This is a genomic window from Xanthomarina maritima, from assembly GCF_008084905.1.
GTDB lineage: Bacteria > Bacteroidota > Bacteroidia > Flavobacteriales > Flavobacteriaceae > Xanthomarina > Xanthomarina maritima.
Map to the genome: position 1 here is coordinate 138,339 of NZ_VSFC01000002.1, position 23,867 is coordinate 162,205.

Sequence of the window (23,867 nt, forward strand, 5' to 3'; positions counted from 1 at the left end):
TTTATGCAAAAGTAAACATTAAAAATGATTCGGAAAGCTACTTATAAAGATATTGATAGCATTTTAGATATTACAAAAGCTTGTGCTGCATTTATGATAGAAAATGACATTTACTAATGGAATGAATTATATCCTAACAAATTAGCTTTCGAAAATGATATATTAAGAGATGAATTATTCGTATTGGAAAATAAAAACATGATTATTGGCTGTATTGTTATTTCAACATTTATGGATGAAGAATATATTCCTATTAAATGGTTTACACCTAATAAAAACAATCTATATATTCATAGATTGGCAATTCATCCAAAAGTTCAAGGAAAAGGGTTTGCGCAAGAGCTTATGGATTTTGCTGAAACATTAGCTATAAAAAACAAAATAGTCTCAATTAGATTGGATACCTTTTCTCAAAACAAACGAAACCAAAAATTTTACGAACTTCGCAATTATAAACGTCTAGGAAATATTTACTTTCCAAAGCAAAGTGAACATCCTTTTTACTGTTATGAATTAGTCTTGTGAGCACAAACATCAGTTTAAAACATATTAACAAATTAGCCATTCCAGCATTAATTTCTGGCGTGTCTGAACCTATTTTATCTATTACAGATACTGCCATAGTTGGTAATATGGACTTCAATGCAACCGAATCTTTAGCAGCTGTTGGCATAGTTGGAGCTTTTATTTCGATGCTTATTTGGGTTTTAGGACAAACTAGAAGTGCTATTTCTTCTATCATGTCTCAATATGTTGGAGCAAATAATCTAGATAAAGTTAAAAATTTACCTGCTCAGGCTATTTTCATTATTACTTCATTAAGTATCTTAATTATTTTAGTGACTTACCCTTTTGCTGAACAAATTTTTAAACTTTATAATGCTTCAAATGTTATTTTAGACTATAGTGTTATTTACTATAAAATTCGTGTGTTTGGTTTTCCATTTACATTATTTACCATTGCTGTTTTTGGCACATTTAGAGGACTACAAAACACCTATTATCCAATGATAATTGCCATTGTTGGCGCAGCTTCAAACATTATTTTAGACATTATTTTAGTTTATGGAATTGATGGTGTTATTCCAGCCATGCACATTCAAGGAGCTGCTTACGCAAGTGTTATTGCACAGTTTATTATGGCCACGTTATCCATTTATTATCTGCTTAAAAAAACACCAATTACCCTAAGACTAAGTTTCCCTTTTAACAAAGAAATCAATCGATTCATTATCATGATTCTTAATTTATTTGTTAGAACATTGGCTTTAAATGTTACTTTATATTTTGCTACAAGTTTTGCAACTGGCTATGGGAAAAACTATATTGCTGCTTATACCATAGCAATTAATTTATGGTTTTTAGGTGCATTTGTAATTGATGGCTATGCTAGTGCAGGAAATATTCTTTCAGGAAAATTGTTAGGAGCAAAAGATTATAAATCCTTAATTTTATTGAGTAATAAGCTCATTCGTTATGGCGTTTATTTAGGAGTTACTATGGCAATTATTGGAGGTGTCTTTTATTCTTCAATTGGTAATATTTTTACTAAAGATCCTGAGGTTTTAAATCAATTTGAAAATGTATTTTGGATCGTTCTAGCCATGCAGCCTATATGTGCAATTGCTTTTATTTTTGATGGCATGTTTAAGGGTTTAGGTAAAATGAAAGACTTAAGAAACCTTTTATTACTTTCTACTTTCTTGGTTTTTGTGCCTTTTCTATTCTGGTTAGACTCTTTAGATTTAAAGTTATATGCCATTTTTATTGCTCTAACTTTTTGGATTATAGCTAGAGGCTTTCCATTGGTTATAAAATTTAGAAAAGAATTTTTACCACAATCACAAAACCATTAACTTTAACAAAAAATAAAAATGTTCTCTATAATAAGCTTACTTCAAGAAGTAGATATCAATGAAAAAATAAAAGAAGCTCCAAATGACTCTTATGAAATTGGTGTTTTTATAGGAAGTATGTTACCTTTTGTGACCCTTGTAATTATAGCTTATTTGCTATTTAGGTATAATAAAAATAGAAAAAATAACGAATAATATGGATTTTTTAAACTTTTTAGGAGGAAACGGATTGTTTCTAGTTTTGGCAGTAGTACTCATAATTATTTATGTGTATAACCGAAGAAAAAATCGTTAATCTAGCGCGTTTTTAACCAACCTGTAATACTCATTCTTTCAACATTTACAGGTTTTACTTCGTGTTCTATAATCTGACTTTCAAAAATAACGAGACGACCAGGAAACGGATAAATTACTTTTTCGACTTCTTTACCATTTTCATCTAAATACAACACCAATTCACCTCCATTCTCTGGCAACCAACCATCTTCATTTAAATAACATACAATGGAAAGTTTTCGTCTATCGTCGTTTTGAAACGTATCTATATGTCTTTTATAAAAAGTGCCTTCTGGATATAAAGCATAATGAAACTCTTTATGTAGAATACCTAAAAAGCAGGTTTTATTTAAATAATTTATCAAATTGTTAATCTTATTAAAGAATATCATTTCAGCCTCATTGGCTTTCAATTCATCTATCCATAAAATAACATCTCCTCTAATAGATTTTACAATAACTTCGTTCACTCGATTACCTATAGCAGCTTTTTTAAAAGCATCTTCTTCATGTTTTTCAATTAAAGATTGTCTTAAAATAGATACGTCTTCAACCGTAAAAAAATCTTCTACAATACAATATTGTTGTGTTAAAATATTTTCAATAATACGCTCATATTGAGGGTTTTCAACAAAGTCAATGTCTTCAAAAAGCTGATTCATTTTAAATAAAAATTTTAAAAAGTGCGCAAATGTAGACTAAAATCTAATTGCTTTTACAAAACAACTATCTTTGCATTAATAATAATGTTTACAATGAGTAAAATTAGAATCACCAAACAATTCTCTTTCGAAACTGGTCACGCACTATATGGCTACGATGGAAAATGTAAAAATGTTCATGGACATAGCTATAAACTATCTGTAACAGTAATAGGAAAACCAATCTCTGATACACATAACGTAAAATATGGAATGGTTATAGATTTTAGTGATCTTAAAAAAATAGTTAAAGACGAAATAGTAGACGTCTTTGATCATGCTACTGTTTTTAATAAAAACACACCACATGTGGAGTTGGCTAAAGAACTTGAAGATAGAGGTCACAATGTACTATTGGTAAATTATCAACCAACCAGTGAAATGATGGTGATTGATTTTGCTGAAAAAATTAAAAACCAGTTACCTGGCCATATTACTTTACATTCTTTAAAGCTTCAAGAAACAGACACCAGTTTTGCGGAATGGTATGCGAGTGACAACTAGTTTGCAGTCTCAATTTACAACAAACTCACATTACAATTAGTCATTCGTGAATTCGTGGCGAATTTATTTATATTTACATCATGCAAATTCAAATTCCAGAAGGAAAAAAAATTTATTTCGCTTCAGACAATCATCTTGGAGCTCCAACACAAGAAGCATCACGTCCTCGTGAACAAAAATTTGTTGCTTGGTTAGATGAAGTAAAGCATGATGCGGCTGCAATTTTTTTAATTGGTGATTTATTCGATTTTTGGTTTGAATACAAAACCGTAGTACCAAAAGGTTTTACTAGAACTCTTGGGAAACTTGCTGAAATAAGCGATTCAGGAGTTCCTGTTTATTACTTTGTTGGTAATCATGATCTTTGGATGAATGGTTATTTTGAAGAGGAATTAAACATTCCTGTTTATCATGAACCAAAAGAATTCACTTTTAACAATAATACATTTTTAATTGGTCATGGAGATGGTTTAGGACCTGGAGATAAAGGTTATAAACGTATGAAAAAAGTGTTTACCAATCCATTTAGCAAATGGCTATTCCGTTGGTTGCATCCAGATTTAGGTGTGAAATTAGCACAATACATGTCTGTTAAAAACAAACTGATTTCAGGTGATGAAGACGCTAAGTTTTTAGGCGAAGACAACGAATGGCTTGTGCAATACTGCAAGAAAAAACAAGAGGAAAATCACAGAGATTATTATGTGTTTGGACACAGACATTTGCCTTTAAATATAGACCTAAACGAAACCTCTAAATACATCAATCTTGGCGATTGGATAAGCTATTATACTTATGGTGTTTTTGATGGAGAAGTTATGGAGTTGAAAGAATATTAATCTATTCTTTGTTCATTTAATTTAACTTTTACTGAAGCATAAGTTGAAACTAAATAAGGTACAGTAAAAGTGATAAAAAACTTTAACAAGTTAAGATGTTTAAAGTCTAAAGTGATCAAGTTTTCACCTTGATTAATTAAATTTAAAATCAAACCAACAACAAGCGCTACTTTTATAGAGGAAATTACAATTTCTTTCTCAATCGCAATATCAACAGCTCTTTTCATTCTATTAATTCTTTACTTTTATTATTCTGCAAAGATATAGAACATTATGAAAGGGATTCCTAATAAAACCTTAAGACTTGTTTTATAAGTTTCATTTAATCATCCTTCTCATGTTCCTCAATATCTTTTCTTAAATCCAGCTTTCTAAACGCAGGAGACACAATTCCAGTTGTAATTACTGTAAGAAGTGTCATGGTTCCTCCAAAAACAACAGCTGTAACGGTTCCCATAAGTTTGGCAGTAACACCACTTTCAAAAGCACCAAGCTCGTTTGAAGAACCAACAAACATAGAATTAACCGAAGACACACGACCTCTCATGTGATCAGGTGTTTTAATTTGTAAAATGGTTTGTCTAATAACCATAGAAACGCCATCTGTTACACCACTAAAGAAAAGTGCAACTACCGAAATCCAAAAAATTGATGATAACCCAAAAACGATAATACAAACCCCAAAGCCAAAAATAGCACCAAGTAATTTCATTCCAGCATTTTTACTAATTGGTAGATATGCTGTAGCTAGCATGGTTAAAAAAGCTCCAACTGCTGGAGCAGCTCGTAACACTCCAAAACCTTCACTTCCAACTTTTAAAATATCTTGAGCAAAAACTGGAAGTAAAGCTACTGCGCCACCAAAAAGTACGGCAACCATATCTAAAGTTATGGCTCCTAAAATAGCTTTTGTTTTAAATACAAATCGGACACCTTCTTTTAAACTCTGCATGACAGGTTCGCCAATTTTAGGGTTTAAAATAGGTTTCTTTTTAATTCTGAATAATACTATTAATGAAAACATTACTAATCCAAAAACAATACATAAAGACCAATGTACACCAATAATACTTATTAAAACACCAGCAGTTGCAGGACCCAAAACGGAAGCCATTTGCCAAGTCGAGCTACTCCAAGTAGCAGCATTTGGATAAATTTTCTTCGGAACAATTAATGCGACTAAAGAGAAAATAGTTGGTCCAAAAAACGATCTCAAAAATCCTCCAAAAAAGACCAAGGCATAAATGCCATATAAAATGGTTTTTGTAGACCAATCTGCAACAATCCTAGGCCACGTTAATAGGAAAAGCCCTAAGCTTATTAGTGAAAATAAGGAAATACACAAAGCCAATAAATTTCGTTTCTCTTTTTGATCCACAATATGTCCTGCGAACAAAGCCATAGATAAGGCTGGAATAATTTCCATAAGACCAATAATCCCAAGAGACAATGGATCTTTAGTTAAACTATACACTTGCCATTCTATGACGATAAATTGCATAGACCAGGCAAAAACCAAAGCAAAACGCAACACTAAAAAAATGTTGAATTCTTTAATTCGTAAGGCTGCGTAAGGATCTTTTTTTGCCATGTACACTTCCTGCGAAGGCAGGAATCTTTTTATTTAAATATTATACAAATGTATATTAGAATAAAGTCTAATTTTAGTTTTTTGTTAGTTTAAAGGCAACTCGCCTATTTAAAGCACGACCCTCTTCAGTATTATTTGTGGTTATAGGGAATCTATTTCCAAAACCTTGAGCTGTTATTCGTTCAGGTTTTAAGCCTTTTGAAATTAAATATAAAGCAACTGTTTTTGCTCGAAGCAGCGATAATTCATCATTTCTTTCTTGAGTACCAACTTGATCTGTGTGTCCAAAAATTTCAATTTTTAAATTTTTATGACATTCAAGATAATTATACAATTGATTCAGTTCTTTTTTGGATGATTCTAATAAATCAGATTTATCGAAATCAAACAACACGTTTTTAAGTGTATAAACCTTATTTCTCTCTATTTGTTGATTTTCTTCAATACCAATTATTGAAACAGGCTTTGGATTTTCAATTTCAAAAGAGGTTACACTTATGTCATCAATATAATAATAAGCTGCATCCGGATTTTTTGATTCTTGTATTTTTATGGATGTTACTTTTTTGTTTTTATCGAAATTACCAATGATAAAAAACTGCTCAAAACCATTAGCTACATATTCGAAAGTTACTTTTTCCCATTGTTCTTTTTCTATATAATATTCGATGCTATGTATTAAAATGAAATGACTTTTTTCAACTTCTATTAAAACTTCATTTATATCAATGGTTTTGTCTATTTGATTATTTAATGATTCATTTAAAAACAAAACTCCTAAATCTTTAATAGCGTGGCTTGAATTTTCAGCTAAACTTAGATAAAATGATACGGTATATTTTTTGTCTTTTATTAATGTTTCAGTAAATTCTCCTTGAATATATTCACGATAATCTTCAGGAGCCATAACATATATTCCTGCATAAGCTTCTCCAGTCATTGGTTTTTGGTTTCCAAAGAAATTTACAAAACCAACAGCCTCACTGCAAGAATGAAAATAATCTGTGGAACCAAAATTTGGAATTGACCAGCCTAAGACATTATTATCGAAATTCCCTAAAAGTTCTGAACAATATTTAGAATCTTCAAAACTTGGATTTAGAACTAGGTTTTGAGAATGACATATAATAAAATTGAAAAACAGGATGTAAATTGTTCTCATAATTTCTAACAATTCAAGACATATTAACCTCTAATATCTCTCAATTTTAATTGAAGCGATGTGTTGCCTTGCCAATGGTTTTCATCAATTGAATAGACAGCTTTAAAAGGTTTTTTGTTTTCAATTAGACTTAGTTTGTCTCCAAGATTAAAACCAATGCAGACTATTTTTTCTCTTCCAGTTTGAGTAACTGTCATACGTAAATGCTTGTCGTCTTCTCCTACACATTTGCCATAACCTGTGTCTTTTAAATTTTCTGACATGAAAATAGGCGTCATATTTCCTGGTCCAAAAGGCGCAAATTGACTAATAATGCGCCATAATTTATCATTTACATCAACTAAATCTATTTGCATATCCACTTTAATCTCAGGAACAAGCAGATGTTTGTCAATGGTTCGCGAGACTTCATCTTCAAAAGCTTGTTTAAAGGCTTCATAGTTTTCTTCTTTCAACGTTAGACCTGCTGCATATTTATGACCTCCAAATTGTTCGATATGTTCTGCACAAGCCTCCAAAGCATTATACACATCAAAACCAGAAACTGAACGTGCTGAAGCGGCTAATTTATCTCCACTTCTTGTAAACACTAAAGTTGGTCTATAATAAGTTTCTATAAGTCGAGAAGCCACAATACCAATAACACCTTTGTGCCAAGTTTCATGATACACAACGGTTGTAAAACCTTTTTGTTCTTTATTGTTGTCTATTTGTTGAAGTGCTTCGTTAGTAATACGTTGGTCTGCTTCTCGTCTGTCTGTGTTAAAAGCTTCTATTTCTTCAGCATAAGTTTCAGCCAAATCAAAATTGGTTTCACTTAATAAAGTCACAGCATAATTACCGTGTTTCATACGACCTGCTGCATTGATTCTAGGAGCCACAATAAAAACAACATCTGTAATAGTAAGTTCTTCTTTTTTTACTTGATTAATTATCGCTTTAATTCCAGGTCGTGGATTATTATTTATTACTTGTAATCCAAAATAAGACAATACTCTGTTTTCTCCAACAATTGGCACAATATCTGCACCAATGGCTGTTGCAACCAAATCTAGATATTGAACTAAGTCTTCAACAGATTTATCTTTTTTTGAAGCCAATGCCTGAATAAGTTTAAATCCAACACCACAACCACAAAGTTCTTTGAACGGATAGTTACAATCGTCTCTTTTCGGGTCTAAAACTGCAACAGCATCTGGAAGGTCTTTTCCTGGTCTGTGATGATCGCAAATAATAAAATCGATGCCTTTTTCTTTCGCATAGGCTACTTTATCTATTGCTTTCACACCACAATCTAAAGCGATAATCAAGGAAAAATCATTATCATGTGCAAAGTCAATACCGTTTATGGACACACCATAGCCTTCGTCGTATCTATCTGGAATGTAAGTAGCAACATGAGTTGTTCTTGTTTTTAAATAGGTAGACATTAACGCAACCGAAGATGTTCCATCTACATCGTAATCGCCAAAAACTAAGATGTTTTCATTATTAGACAAGGCCATTTCGATGCGTAAAACTGCCTTGTCCATATCTTTCATTAAAAACGGATCATGCAAATCGTCTAAACTTGGTCTGAAAAATGTTTTAGCATCTTCATAAGTTTCAATACCACGTTGCAAAAGTAAAGTAGCCACAATGGCATCAACTTGAAGTGATTTTTGTAGGGAAGCTAATTTTTCAGCCTCAGATTTTGGTTTAAGAGTCCAACGCATTTTTTATAAATTGTAAAAGAATTAAAGTGTTATGCTGAGCTTGTCGAAGCATAAAATAACGATTCTTCAATGCTTTCTGAATGACAAAATCTACTTATTATGATAATGAATTGAGGTTTTTACTGTTGAAAACTTGCGAAACATTTCCATAACACCACAGTATTTTTCAATAGATAAATCCACTGCTTTTTGTATTTTACTCTCTTCTAAATTTTCGCCATAAAAATGATATTCTACTGAAACTGCATAGTAATATTTTGGATGGTCTTCTGTCAATTTCCCATAAGTATCCATTCTAAAATCTGAAATATTTACTTTCATTTTATCTAAAATAGAAACCACATCCAGACCAGAACATCCTGCTAATGCTGAAAGCATCATAGCTTTTGGGCTTAAACCAGAATTATGTCCACCATGCTCTGGTTTAGTATCCATTAATACGGTTTTACCATTTGGGTTATCGGATTCAAATTGTAAGTTTCCTTTCCAGTGAGTTGTTACTTTATTTGTCATTTTAATAGTTTTAAGTTAGGAGTGCCTAAATTACTTAAAGTAGTTGTTTAAGACTTTAATTACTTATAACTTTAGCAAACTTTAAGAACTCTTTTATCAAAAATACCAATAAAAATTAGACTATGCCATTAGTAACGCCATTATCAGCAGAACATGATTTAGAAACCAAAGAATTAGCAGAATTCTTTAATGAAACTCTAGGATTTTGTCCGAATTCGGTTTTAACCATGCAACGAAGACCAGCCATTTCTAAAGCCTTTATTAACCTCAACAAGGCTGTTATGGCAAATGAAGGCAGAGTCACTTCTGCTTTAAAACGTATGATTGCCTGGGTTTCTAGTAACGCAACAGGTTGTAGATATTGCCAAGCACATGCCATTCGTGCTGCCGAAAGTTATGGTGCAGAACAAGAACAACTAGATAATATTTGGGAATACAGAACACATCCAGCTTTTAATGTAGCCGAACGTGCTGCTTTAGATTTTAGTTTGGCTGCCAGTCAGGTCCCAAACGACGTGAATGCTGATATTAAAAAACGTTTATACGAGCATTGGGATGAAGGCGAAATTGTAGAAATGCTAGGCGTTATTTCACTTTTTGGCTATTTAAACAGATGGAACGATTCTATGGGAACAAGTATTGAAGAAGGTGCTGTAGAAAGTGGTTATAAATACTTAGGAAAGCATGGTTACAATGTTGGAAAACACGATGGCTCACAATATTAGATTCTTAATTCCTGTGTAGGCAGGAATCTAGATTCATTAAAAATATTAAATAAAACCTTATTTGAGATAGTGAGACTTTTTAAATCAATGTCTTTACTCTTTCCTGCAACTCAGGAATAACCTCCTCCTTGAACCAAGGATTCTTAATCATCCAAAACCGGTTTCGAGGACTTGGATGTGGCAAAGGCAAATAGCTTGGTAAATAGGTTTTGTATTCGGCAACCGTTTCAGTTAATGTTCGTTTTGCTTTTTCTTTTAAATAGTATTTTTGAGAGTACATGCCAATAAGAATAACCAATTCCAAGTTAGGCATTTGGTCTAATAATTTTTGATGCCATTGTGGTGCACATTCTGGCCTTGGAGGTAAATCGCCACTCTTGCCCTTTCCTGGATAACAAAATCCCATAGGAACTAGTGCTATTTTAGACTCATCGTAAAATACTTCTTCGGTTATATTAAGCCATTTTCTTAATTGTTTACCACTTGGATCATCCCAAGGAATCCCAGTTTTATGAACACTTGCTCCTGGAGCTTGGCCTATAATAATGATTTTAGAATATGAATTTGCAGAGACAATAGGTCTTGGATCTAAAGGCAAATGCGCTTTACAAATGGTGCATTGACTGATGTCTTTTAGTAATTCCTTCATTTTGATAAAACTGAGCGTCATTCTGAATTTATTTCAGGATCTCTTTATGTGAAACATAAACAAATTCAGTTTGACGAGTACATCACTTCTTCCCTCCAACCACAACAACAATTTCTCCTTTAGGTGGTTTGTTTGTATAGTGTTCCAGGACTTCCTTAGCTGTTCCTCGAATAGTTTCTTCGTAGAGCTTGGTTAGTTCGCGAGAGACAGAAACAGGTCTTTCTTCCCCAAAATACTCACAAAAATGTGTAAGGGTTTTAATGAGTTTGTGTGGGCTTTCGTAAAAAATAATGGTTCTGGTTTCTTCAGCTAAAAGCAAGAGTCTTGTTTGTCTGCCTTTTTTAACTGGTAAAAACCCTTCGAATACAAATTTATCGTTTGGCAATCCACTATTTACTAATGCTGGAACAAAAGCTGTGGCTCCAGGAAGGCAATCTACTTCAATGTTATTTTCAATACAAGCTCTAGTAAGTAAAAACCCAGGATCTGAAATGGCTGGCGTTCCAGCATCACTAATTAATGCCATAGTGACACCACTTTTAATTTTATTAATCAACCCTTCAACTGTTTTATGCTCGTTATGCATATGATGCGATTGCGATGGTGTAGAAATTTCAAAATGTTTTAATAATTTTCCTGAAGTACGTGTGTCTTCTGCCAAGATTAAATCGACTTCTTTTAAAACTTCAATAGCTCTAAAAGTCATGTCTTTTAAATTTCCTATTGGTGTTGGAACGATAAAAAGTTTACTCATAATATTTTCAGTGAACCTTTCTGCCAAATGGCAGAAATGAGAATCTAGTTAAATTTACTTTCAAGAATTTCCATAAAACGAGTTTCAAATTCCTCTTTATCTTTCCAGTTATTATAATCTGGTTTTACCACATTTTGAATTAAATTTTCTGCTTCATTAAAAGATCTAGACGTGTTAATTTGTGAAAGTACACGATCGTAATCTGCAGCTTTTCCATCGAATAAATGTTTTATAAACGCCAACTTATCATTTAACCCAATATGTAATCCACCACTTTTAAGTTTATCGTTTAAAGATTTTTTAACTTCATCTTTTGTTTGAACTTTATCAACTGGGTCGAATTCTGGAATCTCATTAAATCCAGCAGTTAGTTCTTCAAAATCGTTTTTATGGTTTTGTTTATTAGGAATGGCTTTTTCAAAAATGGCATCTACATGTTGTGCTTCAAGTGGCATTTGTGCAACCATATCTTTAATTTTTTCAATAGCAGGCTCCATAATATCATCTTCTTCAACTTCATCTAAATTAATATAGGTTTTATTTTCAAACTCTATATTATCACTTACTTTATTATTAAAAGCAGCGTCTAGCATACCAAAGAAAGAAGAATCGCTACCTATGGTTGGTAAATCGTTATCAAAATTCTCTTTAGCGAATTTTAAAACGGTTAGTTTTTCATAAAGTGCAGCAACTTCTTTGTGCATTAAGTCTACATCATCTTTTCCTTTTAACTTCAAAATTCTATGAGCAATGCTCATTAATTCTGCCTCCAGTTTCTTCTTCATAACTTTTAAAATTTAATCTATTTTATGCTTTTGATTTTTAATAAATTTACGCCACCTTTATACAAAACGAAATTTTACTTTGTTTTAGTGTTAAAATTACAAAATGTTTCTCGAAAATACAGTAAATCATAAAGAACAATTTGGTTGGATTGAAGTAATCTGTGGTTCTATGTTCTCTGGAAAGACAGAAGAATTGATTCGTAGGTTAAAGCGTGCCCAATTTGCAAGACAAAAAGTTGAGATTTTTAAACCTGCTATAGATGTTCGATACGATGAAGATATGGTAGTGTCTCATGATTCCAACGAAATTCGTTCTACACCAGTTCCAGCAGCTGCCAATATTCCTATATTAGCTGATGGTTGTGATGTGGTAGGTATTGATGAAGCGCAGTTTTTCGACGATGAGATTGTTCGAGTTTGTAACGACTTAGCAAATAAAGGAGTTCGTGTTATTGTTGCAGGATTAGATATGGATTTTAAAGGCAACCCGTTTGGTCCTATGCCAAATCTAATGGCAACTGCAGAATATGTTACAAAAGTACATGCTATTTGTACCAGAACAGGAAATTTAGCGCAATATAGTTATAGAAAATCTAAAAACGATAATTTGGTGTTGTTAGGAGAAGTAGATGAATACGAACCTTTAAGCAGAGCTGCATTTTATAAAGCTATGATGAGAGATAAAGTTAGAAACATGAAGGTAAATGATGCCGAGGAAATCTCTCCAAAATCTGATAAATAGCATGTCAAAAACACAAGAAACAGTCCTTGAAATAGATTTAAAAGCACTGAAACATAATTTTGATTATCTAAAATCCAGAATTTTAAAAGATACTAAATTTTTAGTTGTAGTTAAAGCTTATGCTTATGGTAGCGATGCGAGAGAAATTGCTGCTTATTTGGAAAATCTTAATGTAGATTACTTTGCAGTAGCCTATACAAATGAAGGTGTGGCCTTGAGAGATGCTGGTATTATAAAACCTATTCTGGTACTACATCCACAACCCATAAATTACAAAACAATAATTGACCGTTGCTTAGAACCAAGTTTATATAATTTTAATAGTTTTAATAAATTTATTGCTGTTGCTTCTGAAGAAAATCAGAAAAATTATCCCGTTCATATCAAGTTTAACACTGGTTTAAATAGATTGGGTTTTAAAGCATTAGATATTGAAGAAATTCATAACAAATTAAAAACCACATCAGCTGTTAAAGTAAAATCTATTTTTTCTCATCTAGCTGCAAGTGAAGACTTAACCGAAAAAAAATTTACATTAAATCAAATTCAAATTTTTAAAACTATTTCTGACAAATTTATAAGCAAGGTTGGCTACAAACCCATGCTTCATTTATGTAATACATCAGGAATTTTAAACTATCCAGAAGCACATTTGGATATGGTTAGATCTGGTATTGGGATTTATGGTTTTGGAAACTCAGAAAAAGAAAACAAACATTTTTCACCAGTTGTCACCTTAAAATCTGTTATCTCACAAATTCATAGCATAGAAAAAGGTGAGACAGTTGGTTATAATAGAGCTTTTAAAAGCGATAATTTAATTAAAACTGCAACTATTCCCATTGGTCATGCAGATGGTATTGGTAGACAATATGGCAATGGCAAAGGCTTTGTAACCATTCATGGAAAACGTGCTTATATTGTTGGAAACGTTTGTATGGATATGATTATGGTTAATGTTGCAGACATAGACTGTAAAGAAGGAGACGAAGTAATTATCTTTGGGGAAAATCCAAACGCTTCAGAATTTGCTGAAAGAGCAAATACCATTTCATACGAAATAATTACAGCTATTTCACAACGTGTTAAACGATTGATTATTAAATAATTTCAATTTTGATTTTTTTTATCTAAATTAGTCACTTACACTAACTATATAAAAAACTAATTATGTTAAAAGAATTTAAAGAATTTGCCATGAAAGGCAATTTGGTTGACATTGCTGTAGGTTTCGTCATGGGAGCTGCTTTCAACAAAGTTGTTGCTTCTTTTACAGGAGGCATTGTTTCTCCACTAATAGGATTGATATTCAATTCAGATTTTAAAGATTTAAAATATAAATTACAAGACGGCACTTTAAATGATGCTGGAGAAATGGTAGGAGAAGTTTACTTGGAATATGGAACGTTTCTAACCAATGTTATCGATTTTATTATAGTAGCTTTTGTCATGTTTATGGTAATAAAAGGTATTAATAAAATGAAGAAAAAAGAAGAACCTGCTCCTGCTCCACCTGCTGGACCATCAGACAATGATCTTTTAAAAGAAATTAGAGATGCATTGAAAAAATAGGTTTAGAAATTAACTAGATTTAAAAAAAACAGCTTCAATTTGAAGCTGTTTTTTTATGCTTTTTTTAGAAATACTACCTAAATTAATTTATAAATTTGCAAGCAAATATATTAAATATGAAAGTAGCATTAGTAGGTGTAACAGGAATGGTTGGAGAAGTGATGTTGGAAGTTTTAAAGGAAAGGAATTTTCCTGTAACGGAATTAATACCAGTCGCTTCAGAAAAATCTGTTGGTAAAATTATTTCTTTTAAAGATAAAGATTACAAAGTGGTTTCATTAGATACTGCTATTTCTATGCAACCTGACATTGCTTTATTTTCTGCAGGTGGAGAAACTTCCTTAGAATGGGCTCCAAAATTTGCTAAAGTTGGAACTACTGTCATCGACAATTCTTCTGCTTGGCGAATGGACTTAAACAAAAAATTGATTGTTCCTGAAATTAACGCTAGCTCTCTTACTAAAGAAGATAAAATTATTGCTAACCCTAATTGTTCGACTATACAAATGGTCATGGTATTAGCTCCATTACATAAAAAATACAAAATAAAACGTATAGTTGTTTCTACCTATCAGTCAATTTCTGGAACAGGAATGAAAGCTATTAAGCAATTAGAAAACGAACTTGCTGGCGTAAAAGGAGATATGGCCTATCCCTACCCAATTCACAAAAATGCTTTGCCACATTGCGATGTGTTTGAAGATAATGGGTATACCAAAGAAGAAATGAAACTGGTTAGAGAAACTCAAAAAATCCTTGACGATAAAAGCATTTCAGTAACAGCTACAGCTGTTCGTATACCAACTTCTGGTGGACATAGTGAAGCTGTAAATGTAGAGTTTGAAAACAATTTTGAAGTATCTGAAATTCGTTCTATTCTAAACAATACATCTGGAGTCGTGGTACAAGATAATATTGATGTTAATATATATCCCATGCCAATTTATGCCAATGGAAAAGACGATGTATTTGTTGGAAGAATCCGTAGAGACGAGTCTCAGTCAAACACTTTAAATTTATGGATTGTAAGCGATAATTTAAGAAAAGGAGCTGCAACTAACACCATACAAATTGCTGAATATTTAGTTAATAATAAATTGATTTAACAATAATTCATAGCATTTATTAAATTTTCTCACTATTTATAACTGATTTATATCGAATCAGTTGTGTTTTTTACTATATTAGAAGCCTCTTTTATTATAGCTGGTGAAAAATTACTTAAAACTTCTTTTATTTTTATTTGTTAGCATTGGAATTTATTCATGTGCATCAGATGATGACTATGTTTCAAATCCAGAACCAACTCCTATTCCAGTGCCAACATCTCCTGTTAACTTTAACATAGACGAAGTGCCTTATCAAACACTTTCAGAATATAATTTTTATGAAGGTGAGATGAAATATTTGACTCCTGTCTATGGAGTAATTCCTTATGAGCTTAGCTCTCCATTATTTTCAGATTACGCACATAAGCAAAGATTTCTTTGGATGCCTAATGATGTTAGTGCAAGTTATGTAAGTGATAGTGACATTTTCGATTTCCCAATTGGGACTATTTTAATAAAGAATTTTTATTACGATAAAGTACTGCCTAACTATAATACTAAAATTATTGAAACCCGATTAATGATTAAAAAAGCAGAAGGTTGGGTTTTTGCTGAATATATATGGAATGAAAATCAAACGGAAGCAGATTTAGATCTAAACGGAAGAGATGTTTATATTCAATGGGATGAAAACAGCGTAACAAATAGTGTAAATTTTAGAGTCCCTTCAGAAGCCGAATGCCATACTTGCCATAAAACTGGTGATGTTTCCATACCAATTGGTCCAAAACCTAGAAATATAAATATGCTTTTTAACTATGGAGATGGAACTAAAAATCAATTACAAAAATGGACTGAAATAGGTTATTTAGAAGATACTTATCCAGACAATATAGAATCTTTAATAAGCTGGGAAGATACATCACAATCTTTAAATTTAAGAGCAAGGTCTTACTTAGATATTAATTGTGCTCATTGCCATTCAGAAGAAGCACATTGCGCATACAGACCTGTAAGATTCGATTTTGAATCTACTTCTAACCCCATTAATTTAGGAATTTGTGTAGAGCCAGATACAGAAATAGTTGGGGCAGGTTTAACACATATAGTAAATCCTGGATCTCATGATAGATCTGTTTTATATTATCGATTAAATTCAATTGAAGAATCCGAAAGGATGCCTCTTTTAGGCAGATCACTTAAACATGAAGAAGGTGTTCAATTAATAAGAGAATGGATTAACTCATTAACAACACAATGCAATTAAATAATTAAACCATGAAAAAAATTATCTTTTTATTAGCTATACTTTTAAGCGGCTTTTGCTCAATAGCACAAGTTTTAAATCAAAATGCTAATTGGCCCAATTCTAACTGGACATTAGCAGGATCTTATGATTCTGATCCTTCAATTTTTACAGGAGATCCTACAGATTCATCTACTCATTTTTCTTATGATGATGATGAAGCTGGTTCTGGTTCAGTAAATAATGTGGCTGTTCAATCTCCTATCATTAATTTAACTAACGCATTTAATGCAGGAGAAACTACTATAAAAGTCACTTCAACTTATGTTTTAAATGTCTATCAAACAGAAACCATTACTTTACAATATTGGGATGCAGATGCAAATAATTGGTTGAATTGGGGAACTCCTTATGGAACCGATACAACAAATCCTCCTAATGTAAATTTTTGTTCAGGTACCTTCGACCCATTTAATAGTGTTGATTTAAATATATCTTCGTTTACAAGCACGCAATTATCCGGTTTTAGATATCGTATTTTTTATAATGATAATGGTTCTTTTGGTTGGGGAATGTGTTATGCATCTCCTACTATAACATCTTCCACTCCACCAGCTTGTATGCAGGTTTCAAACTTAAATGTAAGTGGTGTAACTTATAATTCTGCAAATATTAGTTGGCAGGCTGGAGATATTGAGACGTCTTGGCAAATAGTAGTTCAACTTGCTGGAGCAACTCCACCAACGTCTGGAATAGGAACAAATTTAAACAACCCTTTTCCTGCAACAGGATTAAATCCAAATACAAATTATAAAGCTTATGTTAGAGCTAATTGTGTAAGCGATGGTTTTAGTGAATGGGTATCCATTAGTTTCACAACTAACGATCCTCCTCCAAGTCCTGGAGATTTTGTATTTATTATAGATAATAATATTTCTATGAGTGGAACTAGTTATGCTGTTGTTGATATGAATAATGATGGTCTAGACGATTTAATTGCTGCCACATCATCAGGTATTAATATTAACCATCAAACGGTAGGAGGCTTCACTCTAACAAATTATAATGCAAGTGCATCTTATGGTCCTTCTTGGAGTATTGCTTCAGGAGATTTAGATGGCAATGGTTATAACGATTTATTATATGGAGCAGGAAGTGGTGTTTCAATTATAATGGCTAATAACAATGGCACATCTTATTCAGAATCTCAAACTTCAACTTCTTACGTGTTTTCTCAACGTTCAAATTTTGTAGATATTAATAACGATGGAGACTTAGATGCATTTGTTTGTCATGATGTACAACCTAATGTGTATTTTATTAATAAAGGTGCAAGTCAGGGATATAATTTAGATTTTTATCAAGGTCCATCTACAATTGTTCCAAATGGATTAGGAACACATCCAAATGGTGGAAATTATGGAACTGTTTGGATTGATTATGATAATGATAGAGATATTGATATGTTTATTGCAAAATGTCGTGGTGGAAATGTAACTCATAAAATTAACGAATTATGGAGAAACGATAGAAATGGAATGTTTGTAAATGTTGCAACTGATGCCAATCTTGCTGATCCTATACAAACATGGTCCTCTGCTTGGGCAGATTTTGATAATGATGGAGATATGGATGTCTATGTTGGTGCAAGTTCTGGATCAGATGGAGCTCATAAATACATGCTAAATGATGGAGATGGAACATTTACAGATGCTACTGCAAGTGCAAATGTTGGTAGCGCTCCATATGGAATTGAAAATGCTCCTGGTGATTTTAATAACGATGGCTATGTAGATATTCTTTCAAATGGAAGAATCTTATTAAATAATGGTGATAATTCGTTTACAGTAATATCAACAGACATGCCACCAAGTGGTGCTATTGGAGATATTGATGGAGATGGTTTCTTAGATGTTTTTAATGGTAATCTTTATAAAAACAATGGTGGAAATGGAAATAACTACATAAAGATTCGTACGCAAGGTGTACAAAGTAATTATAATGGAATTGGAGCTAGAATAGAGATTCATACAGATTCTGGAACTCAAATTAGAGATGTTAGAAGTGGTGAAGGTTTTGAATATATGAGCTCTCTAAGTGTTCATTTTGGATTAGGAACTGATACTTCTATTAATAATATGGTTATTTATTGGCCTTCTGGAACTGTAGATAATATATTAAGTCCTAATATTAACATGCTTCATACAATTATTGAGGGGCAATCTTTAACTGTTATTGATGAAACGCTTTCAGACTTAGTAATGTACCCAAACCCAACTGAAAACTCAATTAACTTTAAAGCTTCAGTTGATCTTTCTAATAAGGTTGTAACTGTATTTGATATTACCGGAAAGAAAATATTTAGCTCAAAACTATTAAATAATTCTATAGATGTTTCTCAACTTAATAGTGGTATGTACATTATTAGATTAGAAGAAAAAGGAAAAGTAGTTAACTTGAAATTTATTAAAAAATAATCTAAATAATATGATTTAAAAAGTCACTTAATTGAGTGGCTTTTTTTTATTTTATACTCTTTGGAAGGGTTTTTGCGAATGTATTAATAAATCTACGTATATTATTTAATTAGGTTTATGACTATAAAACACATACAACATTTATATTGGCGAGCAGGATTTGGAATCAATCCAAATCAGCTTCAATTGCTTTCTATTAAAAATAGAGAACAAAATATAGATGAGTTATTTAGACAATCAAACAGTTACAATCCTTTATTTATAAACACTTCAGAATTCGACACTCTAACTTTTGAGGAATTTACTAAAACCAACAAAATCCATAGAGCTTATATAGAAAAAAGCAAACTAAAAGTTAAAGAGCTTAATCATGCATGGATTGATAAAATTTCAAATTCTAAAGAAATTCTTCGCGAGAAAATGACTTTATTTTGGGCAAATCATTTTGTATGCCAAGACAGATTCATTTTATATATTCAGAAGTATAACAACACACTTAGATATCATGCTCTTGGGAATTTTAAAGATTTTATTAAAGACATCTCTAAAGAACCTTCCATGATTAATTATCTGGATTTAAAACAAAACAAAATAGGAAGACCAAACGAAAATTTTGCAAGAGAACTTTTAGAATTATTTACGCTTGGAGTTGGTAATTATTCAGAAGATGATATCAAAGAAATAGCAAAAGCATTTACAGGTTATAATTATGATTTTGAAGGAGATTTTGTTTTTAAAGAAAATCAACATAACAATGATTTTAAGTATGTATTTGGCAAATCAGGCCATTATGATGGAGACGATATCATTGACATTATTTTAGAACAAAAACAATGTGCTCGATTTATTTGTACAAAACTGTATCAATATTTTGTAAACACAACCTTAAATGAAAATTATATTGAAGATATGACGAATATATTTTACCCAAATTATAATATCGAATCTGTTTTGCGTTATATGTTTACTCAAGATTGGTTTTATTATTCAAAAAACATTGGAAATAAAATAAAATCGCCAATTGAATTAATTGCTGGATTATCTCATACAATTCCAGTTACATTTAAAGAAACAGACCAGATAATTAACATTCAAAGAATGCTAGGGCAAATGCTATTATATCCACCAAATGTAGCTGGATGGAAAGGTGGAAAAAGTTGGATAGATAGTAATACCCTGATGATTCGGTTAAAACTACCTTCAGCTTTGTTATCAAATGCAAAAATTTCAACAAAAGAGGAAGGTGATTTTTATGATACATATAGCAAGTATTACGAAAACAGAAAAGGTGACACCAAAATTAAAGTTTCAGCAAATTGGGATGTTTTCAAGAAGAATTTTCAACATGTTAAAGTTGAAGAACTACAGGGTTATTTATTACAGTGTTCAATAAACTTAGGTACTCAAGACTATTTAAATCGTTTAAGTAAAAAAAGTAAAGAAGCATATTGTGTGCAACTCATGTCATTGCCAGAATATCAAATGTGTTAAAATGAACAGAAGAAAATTCATAAAAAATTCATCACTTGCTAGTAGTTTACTCCTAATACCTAGCTTTGTAAAAGTTTTTAGCAATTATATTACTCAAGAAACTAGTTATAAACGCTTAGTAATTATCCAACTTTCTGGTGGAAATGATGGCTTAAATACACTTATTCCTTTTAGAAACGACAATTATTATAGAGCAAGACCTACAATAGGGTTAAAAAAAGAAAACATTATAAATTTAGACAACGAACTGGGTTTTCACTCGAGTTTAATGCCACTTAAAAAACTATACGATAATGGTTACTTGTCAATAATTAATAATGTAGGTTATCCAAATCCAAATAGATCACATTTTAGAGCTACAGATATCTGGCAAACAGCTAGTCATTCCAATCAATATTTACAAAGTGGTTGGATAGGCAGATATTTAGATAGCTTCAATCAGAATCCGTATGCTGCAATAGAAATAGACGAAAGTCTATCCTTAGCCTTAAAGGGAGAAGTTCAAAATGGAATGGCTATTAAAAATCGTTTTATTTTATATAAATCAACTCAAGACCCATATTTAAAAAACATTACAAAACATTATGATGAATCCCATTTAAACGAGCATAATCTAGGATATTTATACAAAACCATGATAGACACGGAATCTTCTGCTAAATATATTTTTGAGACAAGTAAAACCATTGCTCCTTCAAAAGAGTATCCGAATCATCCATTTTCTAATCAATTAAAAACAACAGCTCAATTTATTAATTCTGGCTTGAAAACTCGAGTTTTTTATGGTTCTTTAAATGGTTTCGACACGCATGTTAATCAAATAAATACACATAAAAGGCTTTTAAAAGTTTATGCAGATAGTATAGAAGCATTTGTAAAAGATTTACAATCTAAAAACACTTTTAAAGACACCTTAATTTTAACTTTTTCTGAATTTGGTAGACGTGTAAAACAAAATCGAGGGAATGGAACTGATCATGGGTCTGCTAATTCTCTATTTATAATTGGTAAGAATTTGAAAAAACCTGGAATCTATAACAAAATGGGCAGTTTAGATGATTTAGATGATAATGGAGACATAAAATTTGAAATAGATTTTAGGACTATTTACGCAACCGTTTTAAAGAAGTGGCTTAATGTAAATGACGAAATTGTATTGAATCAATCCTATTATCAATTAAATTTTATATAACGCCTTATATAAATTAACTATACTTTACTTTTCTTAAAATTCTAACCGATTCTTTATAAAGAGTGTACATCTCTTCACTATAATTTTTTAAAAATGGTTTTGCTTCATGAAGTTTATCTATGGCTTCATGAAACAGATTTAAATAACAGATAAGATAAGTAGCTGGTAAATTTTTTAAATCTTCGGTTTCATTTTTATCAAGTGATAACCCTTTTTTTAGCTTGTCTAAAATTGCATTATTTGTATTATAAATATGATGAAGTACTTTTTTATCGAACTGTGGAGCTTCAAATATTAAAGTGGTTTCAATATTGTAACTTACATTATTTGAGAAATTAATAATGGTTTCTTCTAGGGGATAATATTTATAAGAATTTTGAAGTCCTAAATTGACGTATTCAATAATCTTAAAAGAATCCTCATCATAAGATATAGAAACTTCATCTAAAGTTGAATAAAATAGTCTTACTTGTTCATTTATTAATTTAATGTCAACCCGAGAATAAAACACTTCATTTTTAACCGATTTTTTAAGTCCAGCCCAACACAATACAAAATACTCTTTAAACACTTTATATTTTGGATTGTAATCTTGTCGCGTATTTAAAAAATCAAAAACACCATCAAGTGTATGTTCAATATTGTTTTGCGAATGACTCTCGATAGCAGAAACAATAGCAGAATTAACGTCTTTAATTTCAATATCAAAAACTTTAGGCATGCTCATGCTTCCATCTCTAAAAAACACCGATCCTCCATAATATTTCCAAATGTTTTTTCTAAGCGATGTAATTTTATCTATAGACCTAATAGTTACTAAGCCTACAACTTTATCGTCTGGTAAATGAGGGAATGGAATGTTTTCGTACTGAACAATTGGTGGATGTGTTAAATAAGCATTAATAAGATTTTGAATTTTACTATCATCAAAAAAATCAACACCAATTATGTTATTATCTTCGTCTTCAACACCAATAACAATATATGAGTTGTTTTTGGGATTACTATTTGAAAGTGCGCAAACATGTTTTAAAAATTTGGCCTTACCTTCTTTATGACTAATATCTATAACGCGTTTCTTATCATAAAAACTATTTTCGTCATTATGAGCCAATAGATTTTTAATAAGTAGGCGTTTGTTAATCATAGCAACTTCCCTCGAAAGAGAGAATCATTTTTTAATTAAAATTCTTTCTTTATTATAGTAGATGATGCTTGTGCTGTTGGAAACACTAATAAATCGGCAATATTTACATGAGGTGGACGCGTAATAGTAAAATAAATAATTTCAGCAATGTCTTGAGGTTGTAAAGCTTTATAGCCTTTATAAACATTCTCTGCCATAGCATCTCCTTTAAATCTTACTTGCGAAAATTCAGTTTCTACCAAACCCGGATTTATTGCACAAACTTTTATTCCATATTCGTTTAAATCAATTCTCATCCCTTCAGTAATGGCTAGTACAGCATGTTTGCTAGCACAATACACATTCCCTTTGGGATAAACTTCTTTTCCTGCCGAAGATCCAATATTAATGATATGTCCTGTTTTACGTTCTATCATTTTTGGAATGATAGCTTTACTTACATATAATAATCCTTTTACATTTATATCCATCATGGCATCCCAATCTTCTATATTTCCACTTTGTATTGGATCCAATCCATGAGCATTTCCTGCATTGTTAATTAAAATATCGATATTTTTAAAGTCTTCAGGAAGAGATTCTATGGCTTTAAAAGTTTCGTTTTTATCTCTAACATCAAAATTTAGTGTGTACACTTCAGTTTGTTTTTTTAATGCTTTTTGGATGGTCTTTAGTCGTTCTTGTCTTCTGCCACATAAAACTAATTGAATTCCATGTTTAGCAAATTCATGGGCTGTTGCTCTTCCAATTCCACTAGTAGCACCAGTTATTAAGGCTGTTTTTTTCATAAAGATATTAATAGATGTAATAATTAGTTATAAAATTACTTATAACTCTATTAAATTTTGAAAACAGTTGTGATTTTTTTAAAAAAACTTAAT

The 23,867-nt window shown here is 31.4% G+C and carries 24 protein-coding genes and 1 pseudogene; 14 read left to right on the forward strand and 11 right to left on the reverse strand.

All coding sequences use genetic code 11. From position 1 onward, the window contains the following. Positions 1-24: 24 nt before the first annotated feature. From FVF61_RS00620 to FVF61_RS14210, 3 genes and pseudogenes are all read left to right on the forward strand, one after another. Positions 25-525, forward strand: a pseudogene (locus tag FVF61_RS00620) (GNAT family N-acetyltransferase). After that, positions 522-1,856: an MATE family efflux transporter gene (locus tag FVF61_RS00625; protein ID WP_148452184.1), complete on the forward strand. Its 1,335-nt coding sequence runs from the start codon at positions 522-524 to the stop codon at positions 1,854-1,856. Before FVF61_RS00620 ends, FVF61_RS00625 begins: the two are co-directional and overlap by 4 nt. A gap of 18 nt (positions 1,857-1,874) precedes the next feature. Beyond that, positions 1,875-2,051, forward strand: a complete 177-nt coding sequence (locus tag FVF61_RS14210; protein WP_199757239.1) for a hypothetical protein — start codon at positions 1,875-1,877, stop codon at positions 2,049-2,051. Positions 2,052-2,152: 101 nt separating this feature from the next. Here the strand turns inward: FVF61_RS14210 and FVF61_RS00630 are convergent, their stop codons facing one another. Further along, positions 2,153-2,794: a 2OG-Fe(II) oxygenase gene (locus FVF61_RS00630; RefSeq protein WP_148452186.1), complete on the reverse strand. Its 642-nt coding sequence runs from the start codon at positions 2,792-2,794 to the stop codon at positions 2,153-2,155. A gap of 93 nt (positions 2,795-2,887) precedes the next feature. Here FVF61_RS00630 and FVF61_RS00635 point away from each other — a divergent pair, with 93 nt between their 5' ends. Both FVF61_RS00635 and FVF61_RS00640 read left to right on the forward strand, forming a co-directional pair. Continuing rightward, entirely contained in the window at positions 2,888-3,337 is a 450-nt protein-coding gene (locus FVF61_RS00635; RefSeq protein ID WP_148452188.1) for a 6-pyruvoyl trahydropterin synthase family protein, read from the forward strand. A gap of 86 nt (positions 3,338-3,423) precedes the next feature. Next, positions 3,424-4,176: a UDP-2,3-diacylglucosamine diphosphatase gene (locus tag FVF61_RS00640; RefSeq protein ID WP_148452319.1), complete on the forward strand. Its 753-nt coding sequence runs from the start codon at positions 3,424-3,426 to the stop codon at positions 4,174-4,176. Here the strand turns inward: FVF61_RS00640 and nrtS are convergent. From nrtS to FVF61_RS00665, 5 genes are all read right to left on the reverse strand, one after another. After that, complete coding sequence (nrtS, locus tag FVF61_RS00645; RefSeq protein ID WP_148452190.1) at positions 4,173-4,403, reverse strand: nitrate/nitrite transporter NrtS; 231 nt, start codon at positions 4,401-4,403, stop codon at positions 4,173-4,175. The genes FVF61_RS00640 and nrtS overlap by 4 nt on opposite strands. A 95-nt stretch (positions 4,404-4,498) precedes the next feature. Beyond that, complete coding sequence (locus FVF61_RS00650; RefSeq protein ID WP_148452191.1) at positions 4,499-5,767, reverse strand: MFS transporter; 1,269 nt, start codon at positions 5,765-5,767, stop codon at positions 4,499-4,501. A 73-nt stretch (positions 5,768-5,840) separates the two neighbouring features. Next, positions 5,841-6,929, reverse strand: a complete 1,089-nt coding sequence (locus FVF61_RS00655; protein WP_148452194.1) for an OmpA family protein — start codon at positions 6,927-6,929, stop codon at positions 5,841-5,843. Between the two features lie 23 nt (positions 6,930-6,952). Then, a complete protein-coding gene (gene recJ, locus FVF61_RS00660) occupies positions 6,953-8,644 on the reverse strand; it encodes a single-stranded-DNA-specific exonuclease RecJ (RefSeq protein WP_148452196.1) in 1,692 nt (563 codons plus the stop codon). 90 nt (positions 8,645-8,734) lie between these two features. Beyond that, positions 8,735-9,157: an OsmC family protein gene (locus FVF61_RS00665; protein WP_148452198.1), complete on the reverse strand. Its 423-nt coding sequence runs from the start codon at positions 9,155-9,157 to the stop codon at positions 8,735-8,737. Positions 9,158-9,279: 122 nt separating this feature from the next. Between FVF61_RS00665 and FVF61_RS00670 the strand changes: the two genes are divergently transcribed. Continuing rightward, the gene (locus tag FVF61_RS00670; RefSeq protein ID WP_148452200.1) at positions 9,280-9,882 is read left to right on the forward strand and encodes a carboxymuconolactone decarboxylase family protein; all 603 of its coding nucleotides are present in this window, start codon (positions 9,280-9,282) and stop codon (positions 9,880-9,882) included. A gap of 79 nt (positions 9,883-9,961) precedes the next feature. Here FVF61_RS00670 and FVF61_RS00675 read toward each other — a convergent pair whose 3' ends face one another. The 3 genes from FVF61_RS00675 to FVF61_RS00685 form a co-directional block, all read right to left on the reverse strand. Next, positions 9,962-10,531 carry a uracil-DNA glycosylase family protein gene (locus tag FVF61_RS00675; RefSeq protein WP_148452202.1) on the reverse strand — a complete coding sequence of 190 codons (570 nt, stop codon included), beginning with the start codon at positions 10,529-10,531 and terminating at the stop codon, positions 9,962-9,964. Positions 10,532-10,613: 82 nt separating this feature from the next. Further along, positions 10,614-11,285, reverse strand: coding sequence for a 16S rRNA (cytidine(1402)-2'-O)-methyltransferase (rsmI, locus tag FVF61_RS00680; protein WP_148452204.1), 672 nt, complete (start codon positions 11,283-11,285; stop codon positions 10,614-10,616). A gap of 44 nt (positions 11,286-11,329) precedes the next feature. Next, the gene (locus tag FVF61_RS00685; protein WP_148452206.1) at positions 11,330-12,070 is read right to left on the reverse strand and encodes a hypothetical protein; all 741 of its coding nucleotides are present in this window, start codon (positions 12,068-12,070) and stop codon (positions 11,330-11,332) included. A gap of 103 nt (positions 12,071-12,173) precedes the next feature. On the opposite strand from FVF61_RS00685, the gene FVF61_RS00690 reads away from it, so the two are divergent. From FVF61_RS00690 to FVF61_RS00725, 8 genes are all read left to right on the forward strand, one after another. After that, positions 12,174-12,812, forward strand: coding sequence for a thymidine kinase (locus FVF61_RS00690; RefSeq protein ID WP_148452208.1), 639 nt, complete (start codon positions 12,174-12,176; stop codon positions 12,810-12,812). Position 12,813: 1 nt separating this feature from the next. Next, positions 12,814-13,920, forward strand: coding sequence for an alanine racemase (gene alr / locus FVF61_RS00695; protein WP_148452210.1), 1,107 nt, complete (start codon positions 12,814-12,816; stop codon positions 13,918-13,920). Positions 13,921-13,982: 62 nt separating this feature from the next. Continuing rightward, a complete protein-coding gene (gene mscL / locus FVF61_RS00700; RefSeq protein ID WP_148452212.1) occupies positions 13,983-14,384 on the forward strand; it encodes a large-conductance mechanosensitive channel protein MscL in 402 nt (133 codons plus the stop codon). Positions 14,385-14,500: 116 nt separating this feature from the next. Next, positions 14,501-15,490, forward strand: a complete 990-nt coding sequence (locus FVF61_RS00705; protein ID WP_148452214.1) for an aspartate-semialdehyde dehydrogenase — start codon at positions 14,501-14,503, stop codon at positions 15,488-15,490. Positions 15,491-15,593: 103 nt separating this feature from the next. Continuing rightward, positions 15,594-16,700 (forward strand): SO2930 family diheme c-type cytochrome, encoded by a 1,107-nt coding sequence (locus FVF61_RS00710; protein ID WP_233586636.1) that lies wholly within the window; start codon positions 15,594-15,596, stop codon positions 16,698-16,700. Between the two features lie 11 nt (positions 16,701-16,711). Further along, positions 16,712-19,156 (forward strand): FG-GAP-like repeat-containing protein, encoded by a 2,445-nt coding sequence (locus FVF61_RS00715; protein ID WP_148452218.1) that lies wholly within the window; start codon positions 16,712-16,714, stop codon positions 19,154-19,156. Between the two features lie 117 nt (positions 19,157-19,273). Continuing rightward, the gene (locus FVF61_RS00720) at positions 19,274-20,647 is read left to right on the forward strand and encodes a DUF1800 domain-containing protein (RefSeq protein WP_148452220.1); all 1,374 of its coding nucleotides are present in this window, start codon (positions 19,274-19,276) and stop codon (positions 20,645-20,647) included. Between the two features lies 1 nt (position 20,648). Continuing rightward, positions 20,649-21,839 (forward strand): DUF1501 domain-containing protein, encoded by a 1,191-nt coding sequence (locus FVF61_RS00725; protein WP_148452222.1) that lies wholly within the window; start codon positions 20,649-20,651, stop codon positions 21,837-21,839. A gap of 13 nt (positions 21,840-21,852) precedes the next feature. Here the strand turns inward: FVF61_RS00725 and FVF61_RS00730 are convergent, their stop codons facing one another. Together FVF61_RS00730 and FVF61_RS00735 are read right to left on the reverse strand one after the other, a co-directional pair. After that, positions 21,853-22,986 carry an ATP-binding protein gene (locus FVF61_RS00730; protein ID WP_148452224.1) on the reverse strand — a complete coding sequence of 378 codons (1,134 nt, stop codon included), beginning with the start codon at positions 22,984-22,986 and terminating at the stop codon, positions 21,853-21,855. Positions 22,987-23,021: 35 nt separating this feature from the next. Then, positions 23,022-23,774, reverse strand: a complete 753-nt coding sequence (locus FVF61_RS00735) for an SDR family NAD(P)-dependent oxidoreductase (protein WP_148452226.1) — start codon at positions 23,772-23,774, stop codon at positions 23,022-23,024. Between the last annotated feature and the right edge of the window lie 93 nt (positions 23,775-23,867).

What these genes read in the sequence shown, in the direction of transcription:
- FVF61_RS14210 (WP_199757239.1), top strand. Translation starts at nt 1,875, where the DNA reads ATGTTCTCTATAATAAGCTTACTTCAAGAAGTAGATATCAATGAAAAA.
- FVF61_RS00630 (WP_148452186.1), bottom strand. Translation starts at nt 2,794, where the DNA reads ATGAATCAGCTTTTTGAAGACATTGACTTTGTTGAAAACCCTCAATAT.
- FVF61_RS00635 (WP_148452188.1), top strand. Translation starts at nt 2,888, where the DNA reads ATGAGTAAAATTAGAATCACCAAACAATTCTCTTTCGAAACTGGTCAC.
- nrtS (WP_148452190.1), bottom strand. Translation starts at nt 4,403, where the DNA reads ATGAAAAGAGCTGTTGATATTGCGATTGAGAAAGAAATTGTAATTTCC.
- FVF61_RS00650 (WP_148452191.1), bottom strand. Translation starts at nt 5,767, where the DNA reads ATGGCAAAAAAAGATCCTTACGCAGCCTTACGAATTAAAGAATTCAAC.
- FVF61_RS00655 (WP_148452194.1), bottom strand. Translation starts at nt 6,929, where the DNA reads ATGAGAACAATTTACATCCTGTTTTTCAATTTTATTATATGTCATTCT.
- recJ (WP_148452196.1), bottom strand. Translation starts at nt 8,644, where the DNA reads ATGCGTTGGACTCTTAAACCAAAATCTGAGGCTGAAAAATTAGCTTCC.
- FVF61_RS00665 (WP_148452198.1), bottom strand. Translation starts at nt 9,157, where the DNA reads ATGACAAATAAAGTAACAACTCACTGGAAAGGAAACTTACAATTTGAA.
- FVF61_RS00670 (WP_148452200.1), top strand. Translation starts at nt 9,280, where the DNA reads ATGCCATTAGTAACGCCATTATCAGCAGAACATGATTTAGAAACCAAA.
- FVF61_RS00675 (WP_148452202.1), bottom strand. Translation starts at nt 10,531, where the DNA reads ATGAAGGAATTACTAAAAGACATCAGTCAATGCACCATTTGTAAAGCG.
- rsmI (WP_148452204.1), bottom strand. Translation starts at nt 11,285, where the DNA reads ATGAGTAAACTTTTTATCGTTCCAACACCAATAGGAAATTTAAAAGAC.
- FVF61_RS00685 (WP_148452206.1), bottom strand. Translation starts at nt 12,070, where the DNA reads ATGAAGAAGAAACTGGAGGCAGAATTAATGAGCATTGCTCATAGAATT.
- FVF61_RS00690 (WP_148452208.1), top strand. Translation starts at nt 12,174, where the DNA reads ATGTTTCTCGAAAATACAGTAAATCATAAAGAACAATTTGGTTGGATT.
- alr (WP_148452210.1), top strand. Translation starts at nt 12,814, where the DNA reads ATGTCAAAAACACAAGAAACAGTCCTTGAAATAGATTTAAAAGCACTG.
- mscL (WP_148452212.1), top strand. Translation starts at nt 13,983, where the DNA reads ATGTTAAAAGAATTTAAAGAATTTGCCATGAAAGGCAATTTGGTTGAC.
- FVF61_RS00705 (WP_148452214.1), top strand. Translation starts at nt 14,501, where the DNA reads ATGAAAGTAGCATTAGTAGGTGTAACAGGAATGGTTGGAGAAGTGATG.
- FVF61_RS00715 (WP_148452218.1), top strand. Translation starts at nt 16,712, where the DNA reads ATGAAAAAAATTATCTTTTTATTAGCTATACTTTTAAGCGGCTTTTGC.
- FVF61_RS00720 (WP_148452220.1), top strand. Translation starts at nt 19,274, where the DNA reads ATGACTATAAAACACATACAACATTTATATTGGCGAGCAGGATTTGGA.
- FVF61_RS00725 (WP_148452222.1), top strand. Translation starts at nt 20,649, where the DNA reads ATGAACAGAAGAAAATTCATAAAAAATTCATCACTTGCTAGTAGTTTA.
- FVF61_RS00730 (WP_148452224.1), bottom strand. Translation starts at nt 22,986, where the DNA reads ATGATTAACAAACGCCTACTTATTAAAAATCTATTGGCTCATAATGAC.
- FVF61_RS00735 (WP_148452226.1), bottom strand. Translation starts at nt 23,774, where the DNA reads ATGAAAAAAACAGCCTTAATAACTGGTGCTACTAGTGGAATTGGAAGA.